The sequence below is a fragment of the Variovorax sp. PCZ-1 genome, from assembly GCF_018413605.1.
Taxonomy (GTDB): domain Bacteria; phylum Pseudomonadota; class Gammaproteobacteria; order Burkholderiales; family Burkholderiaceae_C; genus JANMDU01.
This window is the reverse complement of record NZ_JAHCDN010000002.1, coordinates 549,251-574,873: the sequence shown is the minus strand read 5'-3', so window position 1 is coordinate 574,873 and position 25,623 is coordinate 549,251. Positions and strand designations below refer to the sequence as shown.

Genomic DNA, 25,623 nt, shown 5'->3' with positions numbered 1-25,623 from the left:
AGTGCTATTGAATTAATAGTGACGCAGTTTATGAAGCCTGAAGGCTTAGCGTGAGTAAACATTCATGCTGGGGAAGAAGAAAGCGATTTCCACCGCTGCCGTCTCAGGCGCATCAGAGCCGTGCACAGCGTTGGCGTCGATGCTGTCAGCGAAGTCAGCGCGGATCGTGCCAGGAGCGGCTTTCTTTGGGTCAGTTGCGCCCATCAGGTCACGGTTTTTCAAAATTGCGCCTTCGCCTTCGAGAGCTTGGATCATCACGGGGCCGGAGATCATGAAGTTCACGAGGTCGTTGAAGAATGGGCGAGCTTTGTGCACGCCATAAAACTGCTCGGCTTCACCGCGAGACAGGTGCACCATCTTGGCTGCGATCACTTTGAGGCCAGCGGCTTCAAAACGAGCGTAGATCTGGCCGATCACGTTCTTGGCAACTGCGTCGGGCTTGATGATGGAGAGAGTGCGTTCGATAGCCATGATGTTCTTTCAGTGAGTCAAAGTTTTTGAGGAAAACGTGGGTGAAACCGCGGGATAACCCGAATTTCAGCAAAGCCTACGATTTTAGCCCAGATTGGTGCTCGCAAGACTCTTAGTTCACTCTTGATTCTCTCCGCTAGCTTTTTGATCCGACCACCACTGCAGCCTCATACATTTCTATCAAAAGAACCGCAACAAAGTCTTTATCAACAAAACCAGCGCTCGCCAAGCATGGGCTTGCCAATTGCTAGCGCTGAAACCTTGCAGCCACAGTCAAATGTTATTGTCTGGTAGCGATACTCGCAGTATCAAGCGATATTGGATAGAGCTCTGCGTCCAGAGTAGCCGGTCCACCTCTTGCACCCACAATAAAAGTGCTTCCAGTACCAGGTTGCGAATAAATATCTTTCTGAGTTTCTGCATTTTGCGAAACCGACAAAGACTCGACCAGCACACCATTAATTGTGATGTCAATACTAGATTGTGCAGTGTTAAGTGATGCAGAACCAGTAAAGGCAGGTGCACCTGCAGCAAACGTAATGTCAACTTTGACAACTGTTTGCGCAGCAACTACTTTGGTCCCATTTGAGGCAATGACTGCACTCCCTGCAATCGTGGCTACAGGGTTTCCAGTGCAATTTGTGGAGCTGTAGTAGCGTATGGTGTCCCTTAATTCTGATCCTGTGCTCGAAGGCGTAGCTATGGTGAACAACTCATCAGTTGAGCCTTGACTCAACGCCTCGCAAGTGGTGCGCCATGTTCCTACATACTGTGACAGTAATGTGGTATTTCCAGCGGACATCTGCCGTTGGCCACTGAAAGTACCCCCTGTGTTTGTGCCCACGTAATTCCAATTTCCAGAGACGACTCCGTTCGCGGAGATGCTGCCACTGAAATTGGACGAACCCGCTTGCCCGCTTGCAGTGAGTAAGACTTGGCCGTTGCTGCCTACGCTGCCAGTCACTGGGAAAGTTTGCTGGAAAGTCTGAGAGAAGGCTTGCCCTGTCACACTGCCCGAAGCGCTGATGACAACGCTGAATGTGCCTTGCTCTGCACCAGAGTAGTTTCCTGTGTACGTACCCGCAAAGCTCGCTGTTGTCGAGGTTGTGGGATTCGTTGTCGATGTGAACGTTGTCGTAAACGTGCTCGTTGATGGCGTGACTGATAATGTGCCCGTGGGTGCCGTGACCACGACGCAAGCGAGCTGGCGTACTTCGCCAGCCGTCAAAGGCGCTATGGCAACTGCCGGTGTTTGCGGGTACACGCCAAAAACCTCCAGTGCCCGGCCAGGGGGCGCATTACGCACTTCGAAGTTACCGTCTGCCCCAGTTGAGCCCCCAACAGCCCATCCAGCGCCGCGGACTCGGGCATAACCATTTCGGACTGCATTGCCCTGGGTATCTCGGAAGCAGCCTTTGATAGTGGCTGGATTGGTCACTTGAATGTCTGCATTCCAAACGGTGAAATGAGTCACAGTGCCTTGATAAGTACCGTTAGCTTGCTTGCTGACTTGGCCTTCGCGTACCCAAATTTTCGCGCTTTCGTCGTAGTACCACAGCGGCACGGTATCTGTGCCACCAGCCACAGAAGTGGCAGGGTAAGTCAAAGTCGCTGGCTTGCTGGCATCAAGCTGCAGCAGATTGCCGTTGGCATCGGTGAGCTTGACTTCAATCACACCAACACTGATCAAACCAACTTGGGTGCCGCCTGGTGCAGTGATACCCGCATAAGGCTGCTGAAAAGCCTGCTCGCCAGCGAGTGACTCTGGGCTGAAATAGCTAGAGCGAATCGTGACTGTGCCCGTGTAGGCTGCGCCTGAGGAGGTTTTGATCGCGTTAGCAGGGATCTGCACGCGAGCACCGCTCACAGCAGTGTCAATGCCTGAACCTACAGCGAAGGAGGTATTGACTTGGTGCGCAAACATTTTTAGCGTCAGATCGGAGGTTTTGCCCGACACGATGAACACCTGCTTGGCATTGGTGGCGAATTCGCTTTTCTTGGCCAGCACCACAGTCTCGGTGTCGGCGTTGGGCATCGTGATCGAGAATTTCCCGTCTGCTCCGGTTACAACCGTTTGGCCGCCTGCTTGCAAAGAAACACCGCTGATGGGTGCAGATGATTCGCTGATGACTTGCCCCGTAAGCCTGGTTTCAAGCTGAGAGTCAGTGGCTCCTCCTCCCCCTCCTCCTCCGCCACATGCCGCCAACACGAAGGCAGGCACTAGGATTAGTGCTTTTTTCAGCACATTTGATACATTTAACATAAACACTCCCTGAAAAATTCTTTAGCTATTTTTCCGAGACTGTATCACTTCTTGGGTTAATTCTGACAAAACTGACAAATCCAAACGGATAAGCCAATTGGCAAATCAAACGACCACCGGCTCCGGCTCCAGCAAGATGCCGAAGCGCTCATACACACTGGTTTGGATGGCTTTGGCCAGCGTCATTACTTCGCCGCCGGTGGCTGGCGTGGCTGTGCCTGTGCCTTTGTTCACCAAGACCAGCGCCTGCTTCTCGTACACGCCTGCATTGCCCACGCCCTTGCCCTTCCAGCCGCAGGCGTCTATGAGCCAGCCTGCAGCAAGTTTGATGCTGCCATCAGGCATGTTGTAGCTCACGACTTTGGGCTCTCTGGCGATGATGTCTGCCCGCTGCTCGGGGGTGACAAACGGGTTTTTGAAGAAACTGCCAGCATTGCCGATCACGGCAGGATCAGGCAGTTTGGCGCGACGGATTTGTACCACCCAGTCGAGGATTTGGCTAGCGCTGGGGATGAGCTCTGGGAGCATTTCAGCCCAAGAACGGCGCGATAATTGCTCTTGTTTTAATAGCACTTCGCGCAGATTCTGCGCAGGCGAAGTGCCAATTTGGCTTAAAAAATCAGCATATTTGCGGCTTAAATCCGCATACGACACTTCAGGCCGCCAAGCCTTGGGCAGAGCAAAGCGCACAGCGGTGATCACGGCTTTGCCAAGCAGACCCGTCTGCGTGGCGTGCTTAAACACCGAATCACGATAACCAAACGCGCACTGAGAAGCTTCCAACGTGAAAAGCTCGCCCGTATGCAAATTCACCGCATCCAAGCTGTGAAAGCGATCTTGCAGCTCCACGCCGTAAGCCCCAATGTTTTGCACTGGCGCTGCGCCCACGCTCCCCGGAATCAGCGCCAGATTCTCCAGCCCCGGCCAGCCCTGCGCCACGCTCCAGGCCACAAACTCATGCCAATTCTCTCCCGCACCTGCCTCCACAACGAAATGCCTCGCCGTCTCTTCCACCAGCCGCTTACCCATGATTTCCATCTTGAGCACCAGCGGCTTCACATCGCCCGTGAGCACGATATTGCAGCCGCCGCCCAAGACAAAGGGCGGCTCGGCGGCAAAGTTGCCTTCCTTGCAAGCCGCTTGCAGCGCTTCCGTACTAGAAATACGCACCAACTGCTGCGCCTTGGCAACGATGCCAAAGCTGTTATAGGGCTGGAGCGGGACATTTTTCTCAACAAACATGCCACAATTGTCGCACCTGAAAACACAACATTTGCGAGAGAGTTATGCCTAGTTTTGACACCGTTTGCGAACCCAACCTCGTCGAAGTGAAAAACGCGGTCGAAAACGCCGCCAAAGAGATCGGCACGCGCTTTGATTTCAAGGGCACGGGCGCAGCGATTGAGCTCAAAGACAAGGAAATCACGCTCACTGGCGATGCAGATTTCCAGCTCGTACAAATCGACGACATCCTGCGCGCCAAGCTCACCAAACGCAGCGTCGATGTGCGCTTTCTCGACGTGGGCGATGTGCAAAAAATCGGTGGCGATAAGGTCAAGCAAGTCATCAAAGTGCGCGAAGGCATTGCTTCAGAAGATGCGAAAAAAATCCAGCGATTGATCAAAGACAGCAAGATCAAAGTGCAAGCCAGTATCCAAGGCGAATCCGTGCGCGTGACAGGCGCGAAGCGTGATGACCTGCAAGCCGCGATGGCCATGATCAAGAAAGACATGGCGGAGATTCCGCTGTCGTTCAACAATTTCCGCGATTAATTTTTAGACCAAATCGCTGTTTTGCCGGCGTAGATACTGCGCGAAATGCTATCTAATTTATAGCAATTTGAACTTTGAGTTTGCTCTGTGCATTGGCACGCTTCTTCAGCTGGTTGTGCTAATCAGCAAGAGCCCTCTGGATTCATCCCAGAAATTCACCTAAACGAAATGAATTACGATTAGGTAAACTAAAATCCATCCAATTCAGCTCCTTCAAGCACAGGAAATTCCATGTCCAAAGCCTTCGCCAGCCAGTCTGACCTCTCCGCTAAAAAGATCACCTTCGAACAACTCAGCAAACACTGCTGGGCCTACACCGCAGAAGGCGACCCAAATTCTGGCGTGATCATTGGTGATGACTACATCATGGTCAGCGACGCCACAGCCACGCCCGCCATGGCGAAAGACCTGATCAAGAAGATCCGCACCGTCTCCAGCAAACCCATCAAATACGTGCTGCTCACGCACTACCACGCTGTGCGCGTGCTTGGCGCGAGCGCGTATGTGGCCGAGGGCGCAACCGAGATCATCGCCAGCCGTGGCACGCTGGAGCTCATCCGCGAGCGCGGCGCGCAAGACATGCAAAGCGAAATCGAGCGCTTCCCTCGCCTCTTCCAAGGTGCAGACAGCATTCCTGGCCTCACTTGGCCGAGCATGGTGATTGGCAATGGCAAACCAGGTCGCAAAGGCAGTTTGTCGATCAACCTCGGCGGCGTGGTGGTGGAAATCTGGCATCCCGGCATGGGGCATACCAAAGGCGACACGATTGCTTGGGTGGAGAGTGAAGGCGTGCTCTTCAGCGGCGATTTGGTCGAATACGAAGCCGGCGTCTACACCGGCGATGCGCAGCTCGAAGAATGGCCTGCCACGCTGGAAGCACTGCGCAAACTAGAAGCCAGCTACATCGTGCCCGGTCGAGGTGAAGCCATGAAAGGCAAAGCTGATGTCAACAAAGCGCTGGATTACACCAAGCGCTGGGTAGAGACCCTCTACAAATGCGGCCAAGAAGCCGTTGCGCAAAAGCTCGATCTCAAAGGCTCGATGGCGCACACCCGCAAAAGCATGGACCCCATCTTCGGCCATGTCTTCATCTACGAGCATTGCCTGCCTTTCGATGTGAGCCGCGCATACGACGAAGCCAGTGGCATCAAAAATCCACGCATTTGGACGGCGGCTCGCGATAAGGAAATGTGGGCTGCGCTGCAAGCCTAGCGCTCAGCTTCAAAGCCAAGCAGCCCGGCTCATTCGGTGAGTCTCGCTGCACAGAGCTCGCAGTGAGATCTACTGTGGCTTGGCAGGGCGAATTGCCAGCAGCCAAAGCACACCGGCCACACCGGCTGTGGCAGATGCAAACAACACCGCCATCTTGGAGCTGTTGATCAAAGCCAGATTGTCTGCGAAGGCCAGATTCGTGATGAAGATGGACATCGTGAAACCGATGCCACTGAGCAGCCCCGCTCCCACAATATGCGGCCACCGAAGCTGTGAAGGCAATCTGCAAATTCCTAAGGCGACTGCCAGAGCGCAGAAAACCACGATGCCTAAAGGCTTGCCTACAAGGAGCCCGCCCATCACGCCCAAGCTATTCGCCGATAGCAGCCCTTCACGCCACTGCGGATCAAAGACCACGCCTGTATTGGCCAAGGCAAATATCGGCAAGATGATGAAGGCAACGGGTTTGTGCAGCGCATGCTCTAGGCGATGAGAGGGTGAATCCTCTTTGTCTGCGCGCCCTGTGAAGGGAATGGCAAATGCGAGCAACACGCCGGCTATCGTGGCGTGCACGCCGGATTTGACCATGAAGAACCACATCAGGAGGCCGCCCACCAAATAGGGAATCAAGCTCAACACGCGCATTCTGTTAGCCACGATCAAGGCTGCAAACACACCTAATGCAGCCAGCAAATAAACCAAGGAAAACTGGGTAGAGTAAAAAACGGCAATCACGATGATCGCGCCCAAATCATCCATCACAGCCAGCGCCGCGAGGAAAATTTTGAGCGAGGCCGGTACACGTTTACCAAGAAGTGACAAGGCACCCAAAGCAAAAGCGATATCCGTTGCCATCGGAATTCCCATGCCCGCTTGAGTGGGTGTGCCCGAATTGAGCGCGAAGTGAATGCCTGCTGGGACCATGATGCCGCCCATCGCAGCAACGATGGGCAGCAAAGCATTGCGAAGATCCGACAACTCGCCAACATACAGTTCGCGCTCGAGCTCCAAACCAATCAGCAGGAAAAAGATCGCCATCAGCGCATCATTGACCCAATGCTCCAAACTCAGCCCCAGGAGTGAAATTTGCCAAAAAGACAAATAAGCGGGGCCAAACGCTGAATTGGCAATCGACAAAGAAACCAAAGTGCACAGCACCAGCAGCGCAGCCGCTACTTTTTCTGATTCAAAGAAAGCCGTAAAAGTACGAGTAAGCGTCATAGCTGTTTTTATTTTCCAAGCATTGCAGAATACATCGCGCGAACGGGCTTGAGGCTGTAGGCCATGACCAAAGCGGCGCAGATGCAGATGCTCACCAACACCACCATATACGTGGTATCGCGAATCACTGCCGCTCCAGGCACGCCATATTGCAATGGCACAGCGGCCAACACAGCAGCGGCCAGCCCTTTAGGTGCCAACATGGAGGCCAGAGCCTTATCGCGCCCAGAGAAATCATCGCCGCTGAGCATGGTGCGCGTGAGGAAGATGCGCGAGGCAAATGTCAAGCCCATCATGCCCAAAGCAACATATACAGGAGTCCACCCATGGAACTGCATGGAGACACCGAGGTAAACAAAGAAGTAGGTTTTGAGGAGGAACACAGCCTCGCGATAAAACGCACGGTCAAATTCTGTCAGTGCTTCCACGTTTTGGCTGAAAGGCTTAAAGCGCTTGAGCCCCATTTCGCCGAAATTGGTCAGGGTGATACCCAAAGTCATAGCAGCGATGGCGCCAGAAAATCCTAAGAACTCCGTGAGCCCATACACAATGAAGGCGTAGGCAATCGTTGAAGACAGCGTGTTCGGAAAATCACGCACTTTCCCCAAAATCAAGAGCCAACCTAAACCACCCAAAATACCTATCACCGCAGCAAAGATCAAGGACGAGAGCACATTGCCCATGAGTTTGCCCGCTTCGACATTGCCCTCGGCATGAATATGCAGGAGCGCTACAACGCCGACGATGCACAAAACATCGGTGAGCGCGGATTCCAACACCATCACGGTGCCCGCCTTTTCCCCCATACGCAAAGAGCTCACCATCGGAATCACCACGGCAGAGGATGTGCCGGCGAGAATGATGCCGAGCATCGCCGCAGGCAAAAGCGCAAGCTGCAAAAAGTACATACCGCAAGCAATCACGATCAGCGCAGTGACCAAGAAACAAGCCAATGCAAATGCCCCTGTGGTAGCTATCGCGCTGCGCATGGTGCTCAGCTGCAAAGACGTACCGCCCTCAAACAAAATCACCACCAAGGCAATGGTAGCGATGATGGGGCCAATCTTTCCAAAATCCGAACCATCGACCCAACCCAACACTGGACCAAGCAAGAGACCCAGCCCCATCAACAACAAGACATCGGGAATATTTGTTTTCTTAAATAACAAAGACAGAAAATGCGATAAAAAAATCACCGCGCCAATTGTCAGAATAATGACTGCCATCTTGCATCTCTTTAAAAAACTTCATCTGCGCTGGCGCGCAACACCAACTTCGCCTAGTCTTTGTTAGCAGATAGCCGCGACGCGATCCACCATGCCAGCGGAGCCAAAACCACAAAGGCTAGTAATTGCAAAACGGGTGTGAACATGACACCAATCGCACTTTGCGCATCGGGATGCCAGAAAATCGCATCGGAAATGAAGAATAAGCCGGCGCAAACCAAGGCAATGGAGACCGTACACCAAGGCAGCAAAGGTTTGCCTCCACGCTTGAGCACGGATAGCAATACAGCCAGACCGATTTGCGGCGTATTCAACCACAGCGCAGCAAAAGCAAATGCCCCAGCACTGCTTGGCTGGAGCTTCCATATAAAAAAGACGGTGACAGTGGCTGTAATGATCAAGACAGGCAAAGTCAAGTTCAGCAGCATGGAGGACTGTTTATCTTGAGTAGCCATTCTTAGCCTCCATACACGGCGGCTTCTGGAATTTCAAAGCGCTCGCGACCGGCCTGAATCTTGTAGGTATCTGATCGCTTTGTCGCTTTGAAGCTCATATCACCGTCAGCCTGGCTGAGATCAGCGCCGGTAGGCTTACCTTTCTCAAAGAAGATAGCTCGCTTGCGTCCATCAGCCAGGGTGATCGTGATCGTGGCTGTTCCGTGGCCTTGGCGTGCCACCGTGAATGGGCATTGACCCAGAACCTTGGCTTGCGCAGAGCCGCAGGCAATATTGCCGCTTGCATTTGCTCTGCTTGAGCCTACTACGGCAGGCGGCGTGGCCTTGGAATCTTCAAACCCCGAGACATTGCAAATACCATGCGCTTTTGCTTTTCCGGTGTATGTCACATCAGGGGCTTGGCCGGGATTGCTCGAGACAGAGATCGTGATCCCACTTGCCATGAAATCGTAGGCCTTGTCGTTGATTTTTTGGACTTTGGCTTTGATTCCATTGATATACACAACCCCAGTGCGCCCAGCATCAATGTTGATGTCACCGGGACAATTGGCAACGAACACAGGCTGCGCCGCATGAATGGTGGTTGTACAGCATAGAAAAGCGATGAGAGCAGAACTTTTCAGCATATGTAGCGTACAAAGAAATAGAGAGTCACTTAAATTAAACACTTAAGGAGCTACGGTTGCAGTGAGACTTTGGCCACTGCCCGCAAGGCTCGACGCCCCAGCGAAGTTCCAGTTCCCTTGCGCATCAGCTCGTACTGTCGCCAGCAACGCAGCACCGTTTTTAACTTGAACAGACTGCCCGGGTGCCGCCGTGCCAGACACAATCGCCATGCCTTGATTGGCATTGACACCATCAAGCACTGAAAAATAGACGTAGTCTTTTTCGTTGCCATTGCCATTCGCCGCTTTCTGCATTCGACCGACGGTGCCGTCCGAGAAAACAACGATACCGCCATCCCATGAATTGCGCTCAGTCACGCCGAGAGGCACCAGATTTGCCGCCATTGTGGGCATGAGTCGGCCTAATGCGCCAGACGAATCAAGGTAGTGGTAGCCAGCATCAGCCACGGTTTTGTATTCGGTAGAGACGCTGGGCAATTGCGCTAGTGTCGCTGATCCAAGCTGGTTCACACTGCTGCCCGCCAGATACAGGCCAACAATCTTTGTGCCAATGGGAACACCCCGCTGTGCGCCAGAAAATGCAGACAGCGCTGTCGCGCCAGTAATTTTAGGAGTGGGCGTGACCTTGGTAATCGCCGGTGGCGGCAATAATGGCATGGGCGCTACCGCTGTGGGTGTCGTGGTTTGCGGATTTGCACTGGCCGATGCAGCTGGCCTAGCTGCCTGAGCTGGAGCAGATGCTGAATTGGCAGAAGGATTCGCTGCGCAAGAAGTCGCTGCGGCGGGTGCCGTCCAAGTCTTGCAGATCGCCTGATTGCCTTGCGTCAAAGGCAGCGCAAAACTGACGACAGCATCCGTGATCACTGCACCTTTTTCAACGGTTCCGGTTTTGAGCATGGTGTCGTGCGCACCTTTGGCGACTTTGGTGCCACCAAGACTGCCCGCATCCGCTTTGCCGCAGACCGTCAATATAGGCCGATACCCACCTCCATTGGCAGCCTCAAAACCATAATTGAGCGTTGCATAACGATCAATCAGATTACTGGTGTCCAAACTCTTGAGTAAATCGGCGCAGTTGTCAAACTTTTGTTGCGCAGTTCGCGTGAGTGCGCCGGTTCTGATGGCGTCATATTTCAGCAAAATATCTGAGGCTCGGGCTCTCGCTGTGTACTCTTGGTAGCCGACTACGGCAACTGTGGCCAGAATACCAATAATAGCCACCGAAATCAGTATTTCAATCAGCGTGAAGCCTTTGGCAAATTTTTTCATTTCTCGATCTCCGTCTTCATGGTTTTATCCCAATCGCGAGTAACTCTTACTCCAGATAGCTTGAATTCTTTCACACGAACTTCATAATCAATCTAACGACTAGTGCCGGAGTTCAATCCTTTAAATTCCATCGCCAAATTGTCTACCACAGGGCCAGTGCCATCTTGCGTGACGGCTCGCAATTCAATGCGAGAACCAGTTCCAGTGGCGACTAAATTGTAGGAGTGCCGCACAAATCCAAATACGTTACCCGGCGGACGCAAGGTATCTACCACTTTCCCTTCCCAGATCACCTGCACCGCCGCAGAATCGGAACTCGTGCCTACACGCCCGCTCAGGTCGAAGGTAAACAAATACTTTGCGCCAGGTTGCGCACTGATGGTACGAAAAAGGTTGGAGGGGGTATTGGCATACCCTTCTAGCTCAATGACTCCAATGTTGCCCCCAGAAGTATCGCCGTAAGCTACGCCTTTTCCATATTCAACCTTGCCATCGGGGTTGTCAGTGGACCAGCCCCAAACACGTGGATCTTGCATCATCCACGAGCCTTGGATGGGTGGCTGCGAGAAATCTGTTTTGACTGACTCGGCCATGGGTGCAGGCGCAAGGGGAGTTACCTGTGCAACAGCAGCAACTGTTTGGGTTGCTGCCGCGACACTCGTAGCTGCTGCAGTTGGCGTCGTTGCTTGCGGCGTTGAGCTAGCTGAAGTTGCAGCCTGAGGCACTGCCGTTTGAGCAGATGCTGTGACAACAGGGCTCGCAGCGCATGAGGAATTGGCAACTGGCGCTGTCCAAATCTTGCACAAGGCTTGGCCACTTTGACTCAACGGCAAGGCGAAGCTCACCACAGCATCTGTGACCACTGCGCCTTGCTCAACAGCTCCCGTTTTGAGCATGGTGTCATGCGCACCTTTGGCAACTCTTGAACCCCATGGATTACCGGGCTCGGCTTTGCCGCAGACGGTTAGGACAGGACGGTATCCCCCACCGTTGACGGCTTCAAACCCATAGTTGAGGGTGGCATATTGATCGGCGAGATTGTTCGTCTCGAAAGTCTTGAGTAAATCTGAGCAGTTGTCGAATTTCTGCTGCGCAGCACGTGATTGCGCTCCTGTCTTGATCGCGTCATACCTGAGCAAAATATCTGCTGCTCTTGCACGGTAGGTGTACTCTTGGTAGCCCACTACAGCAACTGTTGCCAGAATACCAACAATAGCAATTGAAATCAGTATTTCAAATAGGGTGAAGCCCTTGGCGCGATAGCTCATTTCTCGATCTCCGTCTTGATGGTCTTATCCCAGTCTAGCGTAACCCTTACGCCCGATACAAATCCTGAAAGCTTATATTCCTTATCACGCACTTCATAATCGATCACGGATGCCAATGCGGCATGTGGCAAACTCTTTGGCAGCTCACCGGTATCTTTCTTACTTTGCTCAACGAATTGCTGAGACTCTTTCACTAGTGCCTTCAAATCAGCGTCAATGTCTTGCTGGCTTGGTGGCAGCAAAGCCGAGGCTAGTCGGAATATTGAATAGGCAGTCACCGCTGCTAACAGCCCATAGAAAATCAATGCATAGGGAATCACAATTCGCTTGGATGCAACGGTTGACGCTGCTTGTGCTTTAGCCACCGCTTCTGTCTGAGCTTGGTTAATGAGTTCTGATAGATCTTTATGCTCACTCATGATTTATCTGGCTCGCGCTTGATGAATGAAATTAATGAGAGCGTTGGGCGCCAAGGGCTTGTAGAGCATCTCTGCCATGACACCACTATCGCGAAGCTGATCTTCATAGGGCATAAGAGCAGGTGGCAATAAAACAGCCGAGGGAAGACGCGCCCAGGAAATGTGAAGCCGGTTGTGCTGCAGTGTCTGTATGGCTTGCTCCAAGGTCGCCTCTTCTGGAATATCAGCAATGATGATTGCAATATTTTCGTCTTTTTGTAGCATGGTATGCGCTGTTTCTGCATCCGGCGCCACGCTCAACACCAAGCCTTCATTCTGCAATTCAGCACGCATGCTTTCAAGCATTCCGTTTTGCGCCGCCATCAGCAAGACACCTTGACCAGAGATGATCTGCTGTGTGCTGATTTCGATGGGATCAGTGTGGCAGATCGTGCCAAAGTGCTCCGCAAGCTCTGGCCAAAAGCTGGGGCCAACAGCTTCGACCACCTCGGCCACTGTGGTATCCCCAGAAATCACACGCAAACTGCCAGAAGCGGCCAGAGATTTCAAGCCTCCATCACGGAGCTTGGCCAACTCGGTGAGGCGACTCTCGCCTGTGGCGACAGCGTTACGCAAACCAGAGTTCATCTCTGCAATATCAACGATCGGCAAACGTCCTAAATAGCCGGAGTAGTTGCAAACTTTACAGCCGACCGCGCGATGCCCAGGGCGATTGTGCGTCACCTCTAAAAACGTACGCTCCATAGGCGACAAGGGATCGGTCACGGGTACTTTGCAATGTGAGCACAGCGTGCGGCACAGGCGCTGTGCAATGATCAGCGCTAGAGAATCAGCAAGAATGGTGGGCTGTACACCCAGATTGAGCAAACGCGGTATAGCTGTGAGCGCGTCATTGGTATGAAGCGTAGATAAGACCAAGTGTCCGGTCAATGCGGCTTGGCAGGCGATTTCTGCTGTCTCTTCGTCACGGATTTCTCCAATCAACACGATATCTGGGTCTTGACGAAGGATTGAACGAAGCGCAGCCATGAAAGTACGCCCGGCTTTGTCATTCACTTCCACTTGCGAAATACCAGGAATTCGATACTCGACGGGGTTTTCAACCGTGATGATGTTGACAGTGCTTTTATTGAGCTCAGCCAACATGCCGTAAAGCGTGGAGGTTTTGCCACAGCCTGTGGGGCCTGTCATGATGATCATGCCCGCTGGGCGCACAATGCCGCGGCGCATCGTCTGAATCGCAGCATGAGAAAAACCCGCTCGCGAAAGATTGTGCACACGGCTTTGATCCAAAAACCGAATAACCAACCGCTCTCCACGACTGGCTGGCAAACACGATACGCGCATATCAAACTCGCGATCATTGATCACCATAGACATACGGCCGTCTTGTGGGACCAATGTATTTGTGGCCTCCATGCCACTGCGGATTTTGATATGCCGCAGCAGACTTGTCGCTACTGCATCGGGAAGCATAGTCAATCGCCGCAATACGCCATCGACACGAATGCGCACCACGCATGCGCCCATGTAAGGCTGGATGTGTAAATCCGAGGCTCGTTGCTCAATGGCGTTCACCATCAAAGCACGGCTGAGCTTGACAACTGCATTGTCATCAATGCTGGCCATCGTCTGCCGGTTGATGGAATCGCCTTCCTGTGTGAGCCGGGAGGCTTCTTTAGAATAAGCAAAAACAATCGCATCTTCAATATCGCCGGGAGGCCCCAGCACCCAACGAATCGGGCGTCCGACAACAAAGCGTGCGCGCTCATTCACATTGTCGTCAAGTGGATTCGCCGTGGCGATGACCAGTGTTCGCTCCTCCAATCGTAAAGGCAAGATGCAATTCTGTTGGCAAAAATTCGCTGGAACGAGCGCTAGAGCCTCAGGCGAGAACTTCTCCAGAGAACCCGCAGGTTCCACGCCGTAAAAAGGCGCCACAGCCCGCGTGAGTTGAAGGGGCGTGGTGGCGAGCAAGCTAGAAAAAGCTTGCCATGCTTGCGCTAGATTGCCTTCAAACGGCACATTGACGATTTCAGCTCGATCAGGAAAAGCTTTGCCAATCGCTTGACGCAACATCGCGATGGGCCCACCCAAAGCAGGCTCCACCATCGAAGACGGAAAATGACTGGTCTTGATCGTGGATGCGTTACTCTGCGATTGAGACATCATCGGCGAAGCTTGGTTCATAGTGTCCCTTGAATCATTGATCTCCTCAGATAATACCTGCAGTTAGAGGTCAGCAGTCGCCGGGGCGAAACTTACTCAGCCTAGAAAGTTGAGAATCTCTGATCTCTGAACAGGGAAAGCGCTATCTGCAAGACCGCCAGTGAATCACAGCACTGACCCAGCATCAAACCCTCTGCAGACTTTGCAGAGCATGGATACGGCCAATCTGCAAAAGTCGTCAAGAGCAGACTCACATATGAACCACCAAGATCAGAGTTCGGTTTATATGGCTACTCACGCCGCCAACTGCTTCCAAGTCGCTACCACCGTATCTGGGTTAAGCGAAATGGAGCTGATGCCTTCATCGGCGAGCCATTGCGCGAAATCAGGATGATCGCTGGGGCCTTGGCCGCAGATGCCGACGTATTTGCCTTGTGCTTTGCAGGCGTTGATTGCCATGGAGAGCATGGCTTTGACGGCGGGGTCGCGTTCGTCGAAGTCTTTGGCGAGGAGTTCCAAGCCGCTGTCTCGGTCTAGGCCGAGGGTGAGCTGCGTGAGATCGTTGGAGCCGATGGAGAAGCCGTCGAAATACTCTAAGAATTGCGTGGCGAGGATGGCATTGCTTGGCACTTCGCACATCATGATGTGTCGCAAGCCGTCTTTGCCTTTTGCCAAACCCTGCTTAGCCAGCAACTCATTCACCGCCTTCGCTTGGCCTAAAGTCCGCACGAAGGGCACCATGATTTCTACGTTGGTCAAGCCCATGTCATTGCGCACGCGGCGCAAGGCTTCGCATTCCATCGCAAAGGCTTCGCCAAACTCTGCGCTGATATAACGCGCTGCGCCACGGAAGCCGAGCATCGGGTTTTCTTCTTCGGGCTCGTAGCGCGAGCCGCCAATCAGCTTGCGGTATTCATTGCTCTTGAAATCCGAGAGGCGCACGATCACGGGCTTGGGCCAGAAGGCCGCTGCAATCGTGGCGATGCCTTCAGCAACTTTGTCCACGTAAAAAGCTCGCGGCGAAGCATGGCCGCGCGCCACGCTCTCTACGGCTTTCTTCAAATCAGCATCCACAGCGGGGTAATCCAAGATGGCTTTGGGGTGGACGCCGATGTTGTTATTGATGATGAATTCCAAGCGCGCCAAGCCCACGCCTTGGTTGGGCATTTGCGCGAAATCAAAAGCGAGTTGCGGATTGCCCACGTTCATCATGATCTTCGTCTTGATTTCGGGCATGGTGCCGCGCTGCACTTCGGTGATTTCGGTGTCGAGCAAGCCGTCGTAAATAAAGCCTGTGTCGCCCTCTGCGCAGCTCACGGTCACGAGCGTGCCTTCTTTCAAATGCTCGGTGGCATCACCGCAACCCACCACCGCTGGGATGCCCAGCTCGCGGGCGATGATGGCGGCGTGGCAAGTGCGCCCGCCACGGTTCGTCACGATCGCGGAAGCGCGCTTCATCACCGGCTCCCAGTTCGGATCGGTCATGTCAGTCACTAGCACATCGCCGGGCTGCACTTTGTCCATCTCGGCAATTGAATGCACGAGGCGCACAGGGCCTGTACCAATCTTCTGGCCAATCGCGCGGCCTTCAGAGAGCACTGCGCCGCGAGATTTCAGCTTGTAGCGCTGCTCGACTTTGCCCTGCTGCTGGCTTTTGACCGTCTCAGGCCGCGCTTGCAAAATATAAAGCTGACCATCGTTGCCGTCTTTGCCCCATTCAATATCCATCGGGCGGCCATAGTGCTGCTCGATGATCACGGCGTATTTGGCGAGCTGCTCCACATCAGCGTCGCTCAAGCAATAGCGGTTGCGCTGCTCGGTGGGCACATCAATCGTTTTCACCAGTTTGCCGCTCGCCTTCTTCTCTTCGCTTGATGCAAACACCATCTGCGAAAGCTTCGAGCCCAAGTTACGGCGAATCACCGCGCGCTTGCCGGCAGCCAGCATCGGCTTGTGCACATAAAACTCATCGGGATTCACCGCGCCCTGCACCACCGTCTCACCCAAACCATAGCTGGCGGTAATGAACACCACCTGATCAAAGCCGCTCTCGGTATCAATCGTGAACATCACACCCGCTGCGCCCAGATCCGAGCGCACCATACGCTGCACGCCTGCACTTAAAGCCACATCCGCATGCGCAAAGCCCTTGTGCACGCGATAAGAAATCGCACGGTCGTTGTAGAGGCTGGCAAACACCTCTTTCATCTTGTGCAGCACTTCTTCAATGCCCATCACATTGAGGAAGGATTCTTGCTGGCCAGCAAACGAAGCATCCGGCAAATCTTCTGCTGTGGCTGATGAGCGCACTGCAAAGCTCGCTGTGGTGGAACCGCCAGAAAGCGTCGCATAAGCCTCACGAATCGCTTTTTCCAAATCCGCCGGGAAAGGCTGCGCCTCGACCAAAGCGCGAATCTCCGCACCAACCTGCGCCAACGCCCTCACGTCTTCAGTGTCCAGCGCGGCCAGCTTGTCATTAATCTTCTTGTCCAGCCCGCCGTGCTTTAAAAACTCGCGGAAGGCATGCGCCGTGGTGGCAAAACCCGTGGGCACTTTCACACCCGTGGGCAATTGCGAAATCATCTCGCCAAGAGAAGCGTTTTTACCGCCTACTGACTCGACATCGCTGTTTCTCAGGTTCTCAAACGGTACGACCAGTGCGGTCGCAGCAAAGAGTTGGGACATGGGGAAGCTCCTAAGTTAAAAACCGGGGCATGCGGCGGCGCAGAGTCTTTTTCTTGCTTGGGTGCGGCGCGGCTGGAAATGGGGTGCATAGCTGCATTCTAGGTGGCTAAACATCTCTTCTGTATTCAATTTCCCTTCAAAAAGCTGAACCCTGGTTTTGCTCGCAAGAAGTGACATAAAGAATTCAATTTGACTTCATTGCTGTCATTGACTACAATGACAGCAATTATTTGCAGGAGCCAATCATGACCGTCCTCACCGTTCGTAATCTTGATCCCGATGTCAAAACCCGCCTGCGCGTGCAAGCCGCCCAGCAAGGCATCGCCATGGAAGAAGCTGTGCGCCGTATCTTGACGCGCGCTGCTAATGAGCCACAAACAGCGCCCGCCGTCAGCCATGATTTGGGCAAACGCATTCAAGCGCGTTTTGCTGCTCTTGGTGAAATCACCATCCCGCCACGCCGCGCCATGCGAGCCTCGCCGTTTGCAAACGATGCTTCCAACACATGAGGCAGTGAATGTTTTTGCTAGACACCAATGTCATCTCTGAACTCACCAAGCCTCTGCCCAGCCCTGCCGTCTTGCATTGGTTTGCCACCACGCCTGCCCAGCAGATTTACATCAGTAGCGTCACTTTGTGCGAAATCGAATTCGGCTTAGCGCTGATGCCAGCGGGTAAACGCCGCGATGCATTGCTCTCTTCCACGCGGGAGTTGGTACGCGTTGATTTTGAAGGGCGCTGTTTGAATTTGGATGCCAGTTGCGCAGCCGCTTATGGCGAACTGTCAGCAACGCAGCAACAAAACGGACGCACTTGCAGCACTGAAGACGCGATGATCGCAGCGATTGCCCTAGCTCACAAATGCACTTTAGTCACTCGCAATATCAAAGACTTTGAAGGCATCATAGGATTGCAGGCAGTTAATCCATGGGTTGAAATCTAGGCGAAAGATCACAAAACTGCCATAAATACCGAGACCAGAAAACCAATTACGGAGATCAACAACAATGTCCGTTCAAGTTTTTTTGTGTTTTTGCGTTGATTTTCTAGGGATTGCAACGCATTCTCCATCTCACTTCGAGCGTTCTTAGATGCGGCAATTTCTTCCGGTGTTGGCGGAATGTGCTTTAAGGGATCTGGGTTTTTGCCGAATCCAAGTTTAGGTTCAATGGTCGCCTTCCAATTTTTACTCACAATATCGCGGTATTGATCCAGCTTTAAAGCCGAAGACTGGCACAACTCATTTGCGTCTGCACTGGTTCCATCAGGGCCAGAAATCGTGACATAGTCATCTGCTCGATCAGTCCAAACAGCGATTTGAGACGCATTTGAAAATCGATATTCCACGGTGACTTGCGCTGAGGAATACGTTCTTTCATTGACTGACACAAAACCTTCAGCATCTTCAATGAATTTGAACTGCTCTCGAATGTAGGAAACTGACATGGTTCAGGCAATAGACTAGAAAGTTGTCAAAGAAAAGCAAACCAGCAATATGATCATTAGTAATCTCGATCATAAACTCACGTAAAGTTAAATCCCCCCATGACTAACCGCACCGTTTTCTTCGTCTCCGATGGCACAGGCATCACGGCTGAGACTTTTGGCAATGCCATCCTCGCTCAATTTGAAATGGAGCCGCGCCATGTGCGGTTGCCGTTTATTGATTCACTGGATAAGGCGTATCAGGTAGTTCGGCAAATTAACCATACTGCGGAGCTTGAAGGCAAGCGGCCGATTGTGTTTACCACGTTGGTCAATGATGAGGTGCTGTGGCTGATCAAGACGGAATGCAAGGCGCAGGTGTTGGATATGTTTGGCACCTTTGTGCATCCGCTGGAAGAAGAGCTGGGGATCAAATCGAACCATCGTGTGGGGCGCTTCTCGGATATTTCCAAGAGCAAGGTTTACAACGACCGGATTGAGGCGATCAACTATTCGCTGGCGCATGACGATGGGCAAAGCAACAAGGAGCTGGAGATTGCGGATGTGATCCTCGTGGGCGTATCGCGCAGCGGGAAGACGCCAACTTCGCTTTATCTCGCGCTTCAGCATGGCCTCAAGGCAGCGAACTATCCACTCATCCCCGAAGATTTTGATCGCGGCATGCTGCCCCCTGCGCTCAAAGCGCACAAGAAAAAAATCTTTGGCCTGACGATTGATCCGCTGCGCTTGCATGAGGTGCGCAATGAGCGACGCCCCAATTCAAAGTATGCGAGCCTTGAGAACTGCCGTATGGAAGTGGCTGAGGCGGAGAGCATGATGCGCCGCGAAGGGATTCGCTGGCTTTCAACGACGACGAAATCGATTGAAGAGATTGCGACGACGATCTTGCAAGAGATCAGCCCGGAGCGCTTGAGCTATTGACACTACAAATATAATAGCAATTCGCGCAGATTCTATGCCGGTGATTGAGCCTTTTTGCCTTAAAAATTCATGAAAAAATCAGTTCACCAACCACTGTGGATGCTGGTCGCCGCATTTGCCTTCGCGCTCATGGGTGTGTGTGTGAAATTCGCCTCAGAGCATTACAACGCGATGGAGCTGGTGGCGTATCGCGGCTTGGTGAGTATTGTCATCATGTTCTTCTGGGCGCGCTCGCTAGGTGTGAGCCTGAAGACGCAGCGCGTGGGCATGCATGCCTGGCGCGGCATCATTGGGGCAATCTCGCTGTTGGCTTGGTTTTATGCGCTGCAACATTTGCCGTTGGCCACGGCGATGACCTTGAATTACATGAGCAGCGTTTGGATTGCGGCTTTCCTCGTGGGCGGGGCGCTGATGTTTGGTAGGGCGGATCAACAAGGTGCACAAAATTCCTTGCTTTTCGCCACGGTGCTCGCGGGCTTTGGCGGTGTGGTGCTCGTGCTGCGCCCCGCGTTTGAGGCGAATCAGCTCTGGGCGGGCTTGATCGGGATGATGAGCGGTGTGACTGCTGCGCTGGCGTATTTGCAAGTAACAGCGCTATCACGGGCGGGCGAGCCAGAGGCGCGCGTGGTTTTTTATTTCGCGGTGGCTTCGCTGATTCTTGGTGCAGCCGGCATGGCGTTCACTGGCTATTCTGCTTGGAGCACGCGGCATGCGATTTGGATTGTGCCGATTGGCCTGCTGGCTTCTATCGGACAACTGTGTATGACGCGTGCGTATGCCAGCGGTGCGACGATGCTGGTGGCAAATTTGCAATACAGCGGCATCGTGTTTGCTGCGACACTGGGCATGATTGTGTTTGGTGATCAGCTGCCTTTGACAGCATGGTTAGGCATGGCCGTGATCATTGCCAGCGGCATTGCAGCCACGATTTTGCGTAACCGCACGATTCCGAATACACCTCCTGAAGAACATTGAAAGAGCATTTCTGATGAATTACGCCACTCTCATTTCTGTAGCAGCTCTCGCAGATTCAATAAAGGCGAACGGCTTATCTGAATCGAAAAATCTTCAGATTTGGGATTGCAGTGGCGATTTGATGAACCCACCTGCCGCACGAGCAGCGTTCGAAGCGCAGCACATTGCTGGCGCGGCTTTCATTGATCTCGATGTTGATTTGAGTGATAAAACGGATGCCAGAGACAAGATGAGCGGTGGCCGTCACCCTCTTCCCTCGCGCGAGAAATTTGCCGCTTGGGTGGGAGCCATGGGTGTGACGCCTGAAACGCAAGTCATCGTGTACGACCGCAATGGCTGCAACTATTGTGGTCGCGCTTGGTGGATGCTGCAATGGATTGGCCACAAGCGCGTGGCTGTGCTCGATGGTGGGCTGCAAGCTTGGGTGGCTGCTGGCGGGAAGGTAGAAGCCGGTGCAACCACGTTGACACCTGATTTTTTAAAGCAAAAGTACCCTTTAGCCGGCGTAAATACTGCGCTAGCAGCTATCGATTTAGTAGCAAATGCATCGCGTACAAGCTCACACGCGATCATCGATGCACGCGCCCCCGCCCGCTTTCGAGGCGAGATGGAACCGCTTGACCCGATTGCTGGCCACATCCCTGGTGCGCTCAATCGCCCGTTCACGATGAACCTCGACGCTCAGGGTTTCTTCAAAAGCCCTGCTGAGCTCAAATCAGAATTCGATGCGTTGCTAGGCAACCGAGATCCCAGCAAAGTTATCCACCACTGCGGAAGTGGCGTAAGCGCCGTGCCCAATGTGTTAGCCATGGCAATAGCAGGCTATCCGCCCAATCTGCTCTTTGCAGGCAGCTGGAGTGAATGGAGCATGCACTCCGAACTACCTGTTGCAATCGGCTAAAACAATAGGTTCAAGGCTCAACGCACGTCTACCCAAGCGCCCGTCACCATCACTGCGCGAGCGACATCCCAATATTGCTCAGTGCCCTGATCCGCGTTAGCAAAACGTATTGCGTAGATCGGGTTTGCTGCAAGTGTTGTCGCGGCATCGGGCGCGGCCACGGTCAGGCGATAGCGCCCCGCAGCGACGCTGGAGGGCACGACACCATTCATTTGCACGCGCTGGCTTTGTCCAGCGCCGAGCATGCGTAGGGTTCTGGCAGATACAGTTTCAGTATGCACGACTTGGCCTTGCGCCGTCTCTATGCGGATCACAAGTGGACGATCATTCATCAGGCGTGCCCAGCCGGTGTTTCGCAGCGTCAGCGCAAAGCTGATAGCACTGCCGCGCGCCACGCTGGTGCTGTGCTCTAAATTTTGCAATTCGATGCGGTAACCTATTTTTCGCGTGACCTCGTCCATACAGCCTTCTGCGGCCCACTTGTTAAAAAAAGGCAGATGGTAGTCGCGGTTCAGGTAACTCAAGCCATATGAAGTGCCTTCTGCCAAGATATCACTGCAGCTCATGCGCGCTTGGTTTAGCACAGGTGGCAGACAGGTCTCGCCGCCAAAAGCCGCCACGTTGCTGGTGCTTTGCACATGCGCGCGCAGTTGACTGCTTTGTGCTGACGGAAAATATGTACCTACATCATCATGACTTGCCAAAAAACAATCGTTGTGCATACCGATCCGCGCGCGAACAGGCAAGATGCTTTGCTGCAATTCTGCTGGGCTTGGTGGGGTAGGAAACCAGGCCAGTAAATCGCCGGGATAGCGCACCTGTAGTGTGCGATCATTTGGAAGCACAGCCAGCAAAGCATCTCGCACTTGCAATTTATTGGCAGCGCTGGTCAACCCATTGGAAGAGGTATGCCACTCACCCCAAGCGCCGATGAAGCCCGCTTGCCAAATCGCAATCACATCTTGGTTGCTTGAGATGACGGGTGCGAGTTGCGCGAGATGTGATTGAATTTGACTGAGCGAGGCATCTTTCGCATTGAGATAGTCGGTTTCGTTGCTCGGATAGTTGTAGGCGAAACGCAGCACAATTTTCAATCCCGCTTTGCGCACTTTGGCAAAACCCGCATTCAAACCATCCAAGTAGCTTTGCGGTAAAGCTGTATCACGCCATGCACTCAAATCATTTGGGGTGTAAATCAAACGATGCCCCTTGGATGCAGTCTGCATTAAGAAGCTATCGCTGATGACGGAAAGATCCGAGGCGTAGCTGTAAAAACCGCGTTCCGGGTTATCCAACAAAGCCTGTGTCGCTTGAAAACTGACGCTGCTCAACTGTGCGGGGGTAGGCGCTGGTACTGGCTTAGGCTCAGCTGTTTCCGTATTCAGCGTAGCCGGCGTCGTTTGCCCACCACCGCCACAGGCTACTACCACGGCGCTAGAAAGCAGCCAAAGTGTACTTTTTACAAGCTTGCGCCTGATAAGCAATAGTGTTGTGTTCATATTTTTCGCTTGATTTATTTCTGAACATTATCAAGACCATGTTTTGCAAAAGACTTACCAGCGCTCCCCAAAAATTAATCAATTGGTAAGAGTTGCATACCCAAAAATACTGAACTGACAAAGCTGACTGATCTCTTCAAAAGCATGCAGCAGCCATCCTCATGGTGACGCGTTGCGCTATAGATTGAGTAGCGAATGTTGTGCATGCAAACTTATTCGTACCAACCAAAAGCATCATCTCGCCAGATAGAACCGGGGGAGCTTGTAACGGGCATTTACAAACTCTGTGCCGAAAACTAGGGTTAAACCCAAATCATCAATGCAATAAAGTATCAATAAGATCAGTTTACGTACAAACCGTGTGAGCTATCGAGTCGAGAATCCTTCCATGGTTTACCGATCAGAGTTGACCATGAACTTCAACCATACCCCTAGGAGACAACCGTGAAATTTCGCTTCGCTTCCGTCCTGACCGCCGCGCTCATGAGCGTAGGCTTCGCTCAAGCTCAAGCCCCTACTGAGCTTGTGATCGCCACCGTGAACAACGGTCACATGATCGAGATGCAAAAACTCGGCAAAAACTTCGAAGCCGCTAATCCAACGATCAAACTGAAATGGGTCACACTGGAAGAAGGCGTGCTGCGCCAGCGCGTGACAACTGACATCGCCACCAAAGGCGGCCAGTTCGACATCATGACCATCGGTATGTATGAAGCGCCGATCTGGGGCAAAAAAGGCTGGCTCCAAGAGCTCAAGACCGATGCCGCTTACGACGTGAACGACTTGCTGCCCGCCGTGCGCAGCGCCTTGACGATCGACAACAAACTCTTTGCTGCGCCCTTCTACGGCGAATCCTCCATGCTGATGTACCGCAAAGATCTGGCTGACAAAGCTGGCATCAAGGTGGCAGATAACCCAACTTGGGATCAAGTCGCGGATTTGGCCAAGAAGATTCACAACCCACCTAATGTGTATGGCATTTGCCTGCGCGGCAAGCCAGGCTGGGGTGACAACATGGCCTTCCTCACCACCATGGTCAACACCCATGGCGGCCAGTGGTTTGATATGAGCTGGAAGCCACAGCTGGAGAGCAAGCCTTGGAAAGAAGCAATCACCAAATATGTTGACCTGCTGAAAAACTATGGCCCACCCGGCTCATCGGCCAACAGCTTCAACGAAATCTTGGCACTCACTAACTCTGGCAAATGCGGCATGTGGATTGACGCAACGATTGCTGCTTCTTTCGTGAGCGATCCTAAGCAATCCAAAGTGGCTGATCAGATGGCCTTCGCACAAGCACCAACTGCTGCGACACCAAAAGGCGCCAACTGGCTCTGGTCTTGGAATCTGGCGATTCCTGCAGGCTCCAAGAAAGTCGATGCCGCGCAGAAGTTCATCACCTGGGCAACCAGCAAGGACTACATCCAACTCGTGGCCAAGACCAATGGCTGGGCTAACGTACCAACAGGCACGCGCAAATCGACTTATGCTTCTGCCGACTTCCAGAAGGCCGCTCGCTTTGCTGCTGCAGAGTTGAAAGCCATCGAGTCAGCCAACCCAACCGACTCCACTCTGCCAAAGAGCCCGTATGTTGGCGTGCAATTCGCTGCCATTCCTGAGTTCCAGGCCATTGGTATCGCAGTCGGCCAGCAGATGAGCTCTGCTTTGGCTGGAAAGATCACTGTGGATGCCGCACTCAAGGCTTCTCAAGTGGCAGCAGACCGTGAAATGAAAAAAGGCGGCTACTACAAGTAAGCCTCGCTGATCGCCCGGTATTAGTTTGTAAAACAGGCCGATACCGGGCGGCAGATTCACCATCTCTGCATCATCACGCAGAGATCTTTCATGTGCATCCATTGCCCTAGCACCCAGATTCACTGGATTTTTCTCGGGTTTTCGAGTGTTGCTTTGTAAGCCCAACTCGAGGCTGCTAAGCGCCAGCCCAAAAGGTACAACACCATGAAACGCCTCCTGCCACGCCTATTGCTCACGCCAGCTATTGCTACGCTATTTTTGTGGATGATCGTTCCACTGGTGATGACGCTTTATTTTTCTGTCATCCGCTACAACCTGATGCAGCCCGATCAGACGGGTTTTGTAGGTTTGGAAAATTTTAGGTATTTCGTGACCGATGCCTCTTTTTGGAGATCCATCATGAACACCCTCACGCTCTTAGGCAGTGTGATCTTGATCACTGTCGTCTTGGGTGTGCTGATCGGTCTGCTGATCAATGAGCCTTTTGCAGGTCGCGGCATCGTTCGCGTGCTCCTGATTTCTCCTTTCTTCGTCATGCCCACAGTCAATGCACTGATGTGGAAGAACATGATGATGAACCCCATCTACGGCGTGCTCGCGCAAGTCTGGGCTTTCTTTGGCGCTGCGCCGATTGACTGGCTGACCGATTTACCGCTGTTCTCCGTGATCGTGATGGTATCTTGGCAATGGCTGCCTTTTGCCACGCTGATTTTCATGACCTCACTACAAAGCATGGATCGTGAGCAACTCGAAGCCGCGCGCATGGATGGTGCCACTTATTTTCAGCAGCTGCTCTATCTCTACATTCCACACCTGGGTCGCTCAGTCGCCGTGGTGGTGATGATCGAGTTGATTTTCTTGCTCAGCATCTTTGCGGAAATCTACACCACCACAGGCGGCGGCCCAGGTGATGCGAGTACCAATCTTGCCTTCTTGATCTTCAAGCAAGCGCTGCTCAATTTTGATGCGGGCGTGGCTTCAGCAGGTGCGCTGCTGGCCGTGGTGCTAGCCAATATCGCAGCTATTTTCTTGATCCGCATGGTAGGTAAAAACCTAGATAAGTGAGATTT

At 53.0% G+C, this 25,623-nt stretch carries 23 protein-coding genes; 9 read left to right on the top strand and 14 right to left on the bottom strand.

What is annotated here, in order from left to right; translation table 11 throughout:
* Window positions 1–45 precede the first annotated feature (45 nt).
* From ndk to murB, 3 genes are all read right to left on the bottom strand, one after another.
* On the bottom strand, window positions 46–471 hold the full coding sequence (gene ndk / locus KIH26_RS12870) for a nucleoside-diphosphate kinase (RefSeq protein ID WP_213445802.1): 426 nt from the start codon (window positions 469–471) through the stop codon (window positions 46–48).
* Between the two features lie 280 nt (window positions 472–751).
* Window positions 752–2,692, bottom strand: coding sequence for an astroprincin family protein (locus KIH26_RS12865; RefSeq protein ID WP_213445800.1), 1,941 nt, complete (start codon window positions 2,690–2,692; stop codon window positions 752–754).
* Between the two features lie 147 nt (window positions 2,693–2,839).
* Window positions 2,840–3,976 carry a UDP-N-acetylmuramate dehydrogenase gene (gene murB, locus KIH26_RS12860; protein ID WP_213445798.1) on the bottom strand — a complete coding sequence of 379 codons (1,137 nt, stop codon included), beginning with the start codon at window positions 3,974–3,976 and terminating at the stop codon, window positions 2,840–2,842.
* A 44-nt stretch (window positions 3,977–4,020) separates the two neighbouring features.
* On the opposite strand from murB, the gene KIH26_RS12855 reads away from it, so the two are divergent.
* Together KIH26_RS12855 and KIH26_RS12850 are read left to right on the top strand one after the other, a co-directional pair.
* Window positions 4,021–4,506, top strand: coding sequence for a YajQ family cyclic di-GMP-binding protein (locus KIH26_RS12855; protein WP_213445796.1), 486 nt, complete (start codon window positions 4,021–4,023; stop codon window positions 4,504–4,506).
* Between the two features lie 231 nt (window positions 4,507–4,737).
* On the top strand, window positions 4,738–5,718 hold the full coding sequence (locus tag KIH26_RS12850; RefSeq protein ID WP_213445795.1) for an MBL fold metallo-hydrolase: 981 nt from the start codon (window positions 4,738–4,740) through the stop codon (window positions 5,716–5,718).
* A gap of 69 nt (window positions 5,719–5,787) precedes the next feature.
* Here KIH26_RS12850 and nhaA read toward each other — a convergent pair whose 3' ends face one another.
* The 9 genes from nhaA to ppsA form a co-directional block, all read right to left on the bottom strand.
* Window positions 5,788–6,939: a Na+/H+ antiporter NhaA gene (gene nhaA / locus KIH26_RS12845; RefSeq protein WP_213445793.1), complete on the bottom strand. Its 1,152-nt coding sequence runs from the start codon at window positions 6,937–6,939 to the stop codon at window positions 5,788–5,790.
* An 8-nt stretch (window positions 6,940–6,947) separates the two neighbouring features.
* Complete coding sequence (locus KIH26_RS12840; RefSeq protein WP_213445791.1) at window positions 6,948–8,165, bottom strand: cation:proton antiporter domain-containing protein; 1,218 nt, start codon at window positions 8,163–8,165, stop codon at window positions 6,948–6,950.
* 53 nt (window positions 8,166–8,218) lie between these two features.
* On the bottom strand, window positions 8,219–8,620 hold the full coding sequence (locus tag KIH26_RS12835; RefSeq protein WP_213445789.1) for a hypothetical protein: 402 nt from the start codon (window positions 8,618–8,620) through the stop codon (window positions 8,219–8,221).
* 2 nt (window positions 8,621–8,622) lie between these two features.
* A complete protein-coding gene (locus KIH26_RS12830) occupies window positions 8,623–9,246 on the bottom strand; it encodes a hypothetical protein (RefSeq protein ID WP_213445788.1) in 624 nt (207 codons plus the stop codon).
* A gap of 42 nt (window positions 9,247–9,288) precedes the next feature.
* The gene (locus KIH26_RS17100; RefSeq protein WP_213445786.1) at window positions 9,289–10,515 is read right to left on the bottom strand and encodes a pilin; all 1,227 of its coding nucleotides are present in this window, start codon (window positions 10,513–10,515) and stop codon (window positions 9,289–9,291) included.
* A gap of 92 nt (window positions 10,516–10,607) precedes the next feature.
* A complete protein-coding gene (locus KIH26_RS12820; protein ID WP_213445784.1) occupies window positions 10,608–11,783 on the bottom strand; it encodes a pilin in 1,176 nt (391 codons plus the stop codon).
* On the bottom strand, window positions 11,780–12,202 hold the full coding sequence (locus tag KIH26_RS12815) for a hypothetical protein (protein WP_213445782.1): 423 nt from the start codon (window positions 12,200–12,202) through the stop codon (window positions 11,780–11,782). Before KIH26_RS12815 ends, KIH26_RS12820 begins: the two co-directional genes overlap by 4 nt.
* A 3-nt stretch (window positions 12,203–12,205) precedes the next feature.
* Complete coding sequence (locus KIH26_RS12810; protein ID WP_213445780.1) at window positions 12,206–14,392, bottom strand: GspE/PulE family protein; 2,187 nt, start codon at window positions 14,390–14,392, stop codon at window positions 12,206–12,208.
* 273 nt (window positions 14,393–14,665) lie between these two features.
* Window positions 14,666–17,056 carry a phosphoenolpyruvate synthase gene (gene ppsA / locus KIH26_RS12805; protein ID WP_213445778.1) on the bottom strand — a complete coding sequence of 797 codons (2,391 nt, stop codon included), beginning with the start codon at window positions 17,054–17,056 and terminating at the stop codon, window positions 14,666–14,668.
* Between the two features lie 245 nt (window positions 17,057–17,301).
* On the opposite strand from ppsA, the gene KIH26_RS12800 reads away from it, so the two are divergent.
* Window positions 17,302–17,565, top strand: a complete 264-nt coding sequence (locus tag KIH26_RS12800; protein ID WP_213445777.1) for a FitA-like ribbon-helix-helix domain-containing protein — start codon at window positions 17,302–17,304, stop codon at window positions 17,563–17,565.
* 8 nt (window positions 17,566–17,573) lie between these two features.
* Window positions 17,574–17,999 carry a type II toxin-antitoxin system VapC family toxin gene (locus KIH26_RS12795; RefSeq protein WP_213445775.1) on the top strand — a complete coding sequence of 142 codons (426 nt, stop codon included), beginning with the start codon at window positions 17,574–17,576 and terminating at the stop codon, window positions 17,997–17,999.
* Window positions 18,000–18,007: 8 nt separating this feature from the next.
* Here KIH26_RS12795 and KIH26_RS12790 read toward each other — a convergent pair whose 3' ends face one another.
* Window positions 18,008–18,502, bottom strand: a complete 495-nt coding sequence (locus KIH26_RS12790; RefSeq protein ID WP_213445773.1) for a hypothetical protein — start codon at window positions 18,500–18,502, stop codon at window positions 18,008–18,010.
* Between the two features lie 99 nt (window positions 18,503–18,601).
* Between KIH26_RS12790 and ppsR the strand changes: the two genes are divergently transcribed.
* From ppsR to KIH26_RS12775, 3 genes are all read left to right on the top strand, one after another.
* Window positions 18,602–19,423, top strand: coding sequence for a posphoenolpyruvate synthetase regulatory kinase/phosphorylase PpsR (ppsR, locus tag KIH26_RS12785; protein ID WP_213445771.1), 822 nt, complete (start codon window positions 18,602–18,604; stop codon window positions 19,421–19,423).
* A gap of 69 nt (window positions 19,424–19,492) precedes the next feature.
* Window positions 19,493–20,398 carry a DMT family transporter gene (locus KIH26_RS12780; protein ID WP_249661188.1) on the top strand — a complete coding sequence of 302 codons (906 nt, stop codon included), beginning with the start codon at window positions 19,493–19,495 and terminating at the stop codon, window positions 20,396–20,398.
* Window positions 20,399–20,411: 13 nt separating this feature from the next.
* A complete protein-coding gene (locus KIH26_RS12775) occupies window positions 20,412–21,299 on the top strand; it encodes a sulfurtransferase (RefSeq protein WP_213445769.1) in 888 nt (295 codons plus the stop codon).
* A gap of 17 nt (window positions 21,300–21,316) precedes the next feature.
* Here KIH26_RS12775 and KIH26_RS12770 read toward each other — a convergent pair whose 3' ends face one another.
* Window positions 21,317–22,798, bottom strand: a complete 1,482-nt coding sequence (locus tag KIH26_RS12770) for a DUF4832 domain-containing protein (RefSeq protein ID WP_213445768.1) — start codon at window positions 22,796–22,798, stop codon at window positions 21,317–21,319.
* A 483-nt stretch (window positions 22,799–23,281) separates the two neighbouring features.
* On the opposite strand from KIH26_RS12770, the gene KIH26_RS12765 reads away from it, so the two are divergent.
* Both KIH26_RS12765 and KIH26_RS12760 read left to right on the top strand, forming a co-directional pair.
* Window positions 23,282–24,553, top strand: a complete 1,272-nt coding sequence (locus KIH26_RS12765) for an ABC transporter substrate-binding protein (RefSeq protein WP_213446060.1) — start codon at window positions 23,282–23,284, stop codon at window positions 24,551–24,553.
* Between the two features lie 204 nt (window positions 24,554–24,757).
* Window positions 24,758–25,618 carry a carbohydrate ABC transporter permease gene (locus tag KIH26_RS12760; RefSeq protein WP_213445766.1) on the top strand — a complete coding sequence of 287 codons (861 nt, stop codon included), beginning with the start codon at window positions 24,758–24,760 and terminating at the stop codon, window positions 25,616–25,618.
* The last annotated feature ends 5 nt before the right edge of the window (window positions 25,619–25,623 follow it).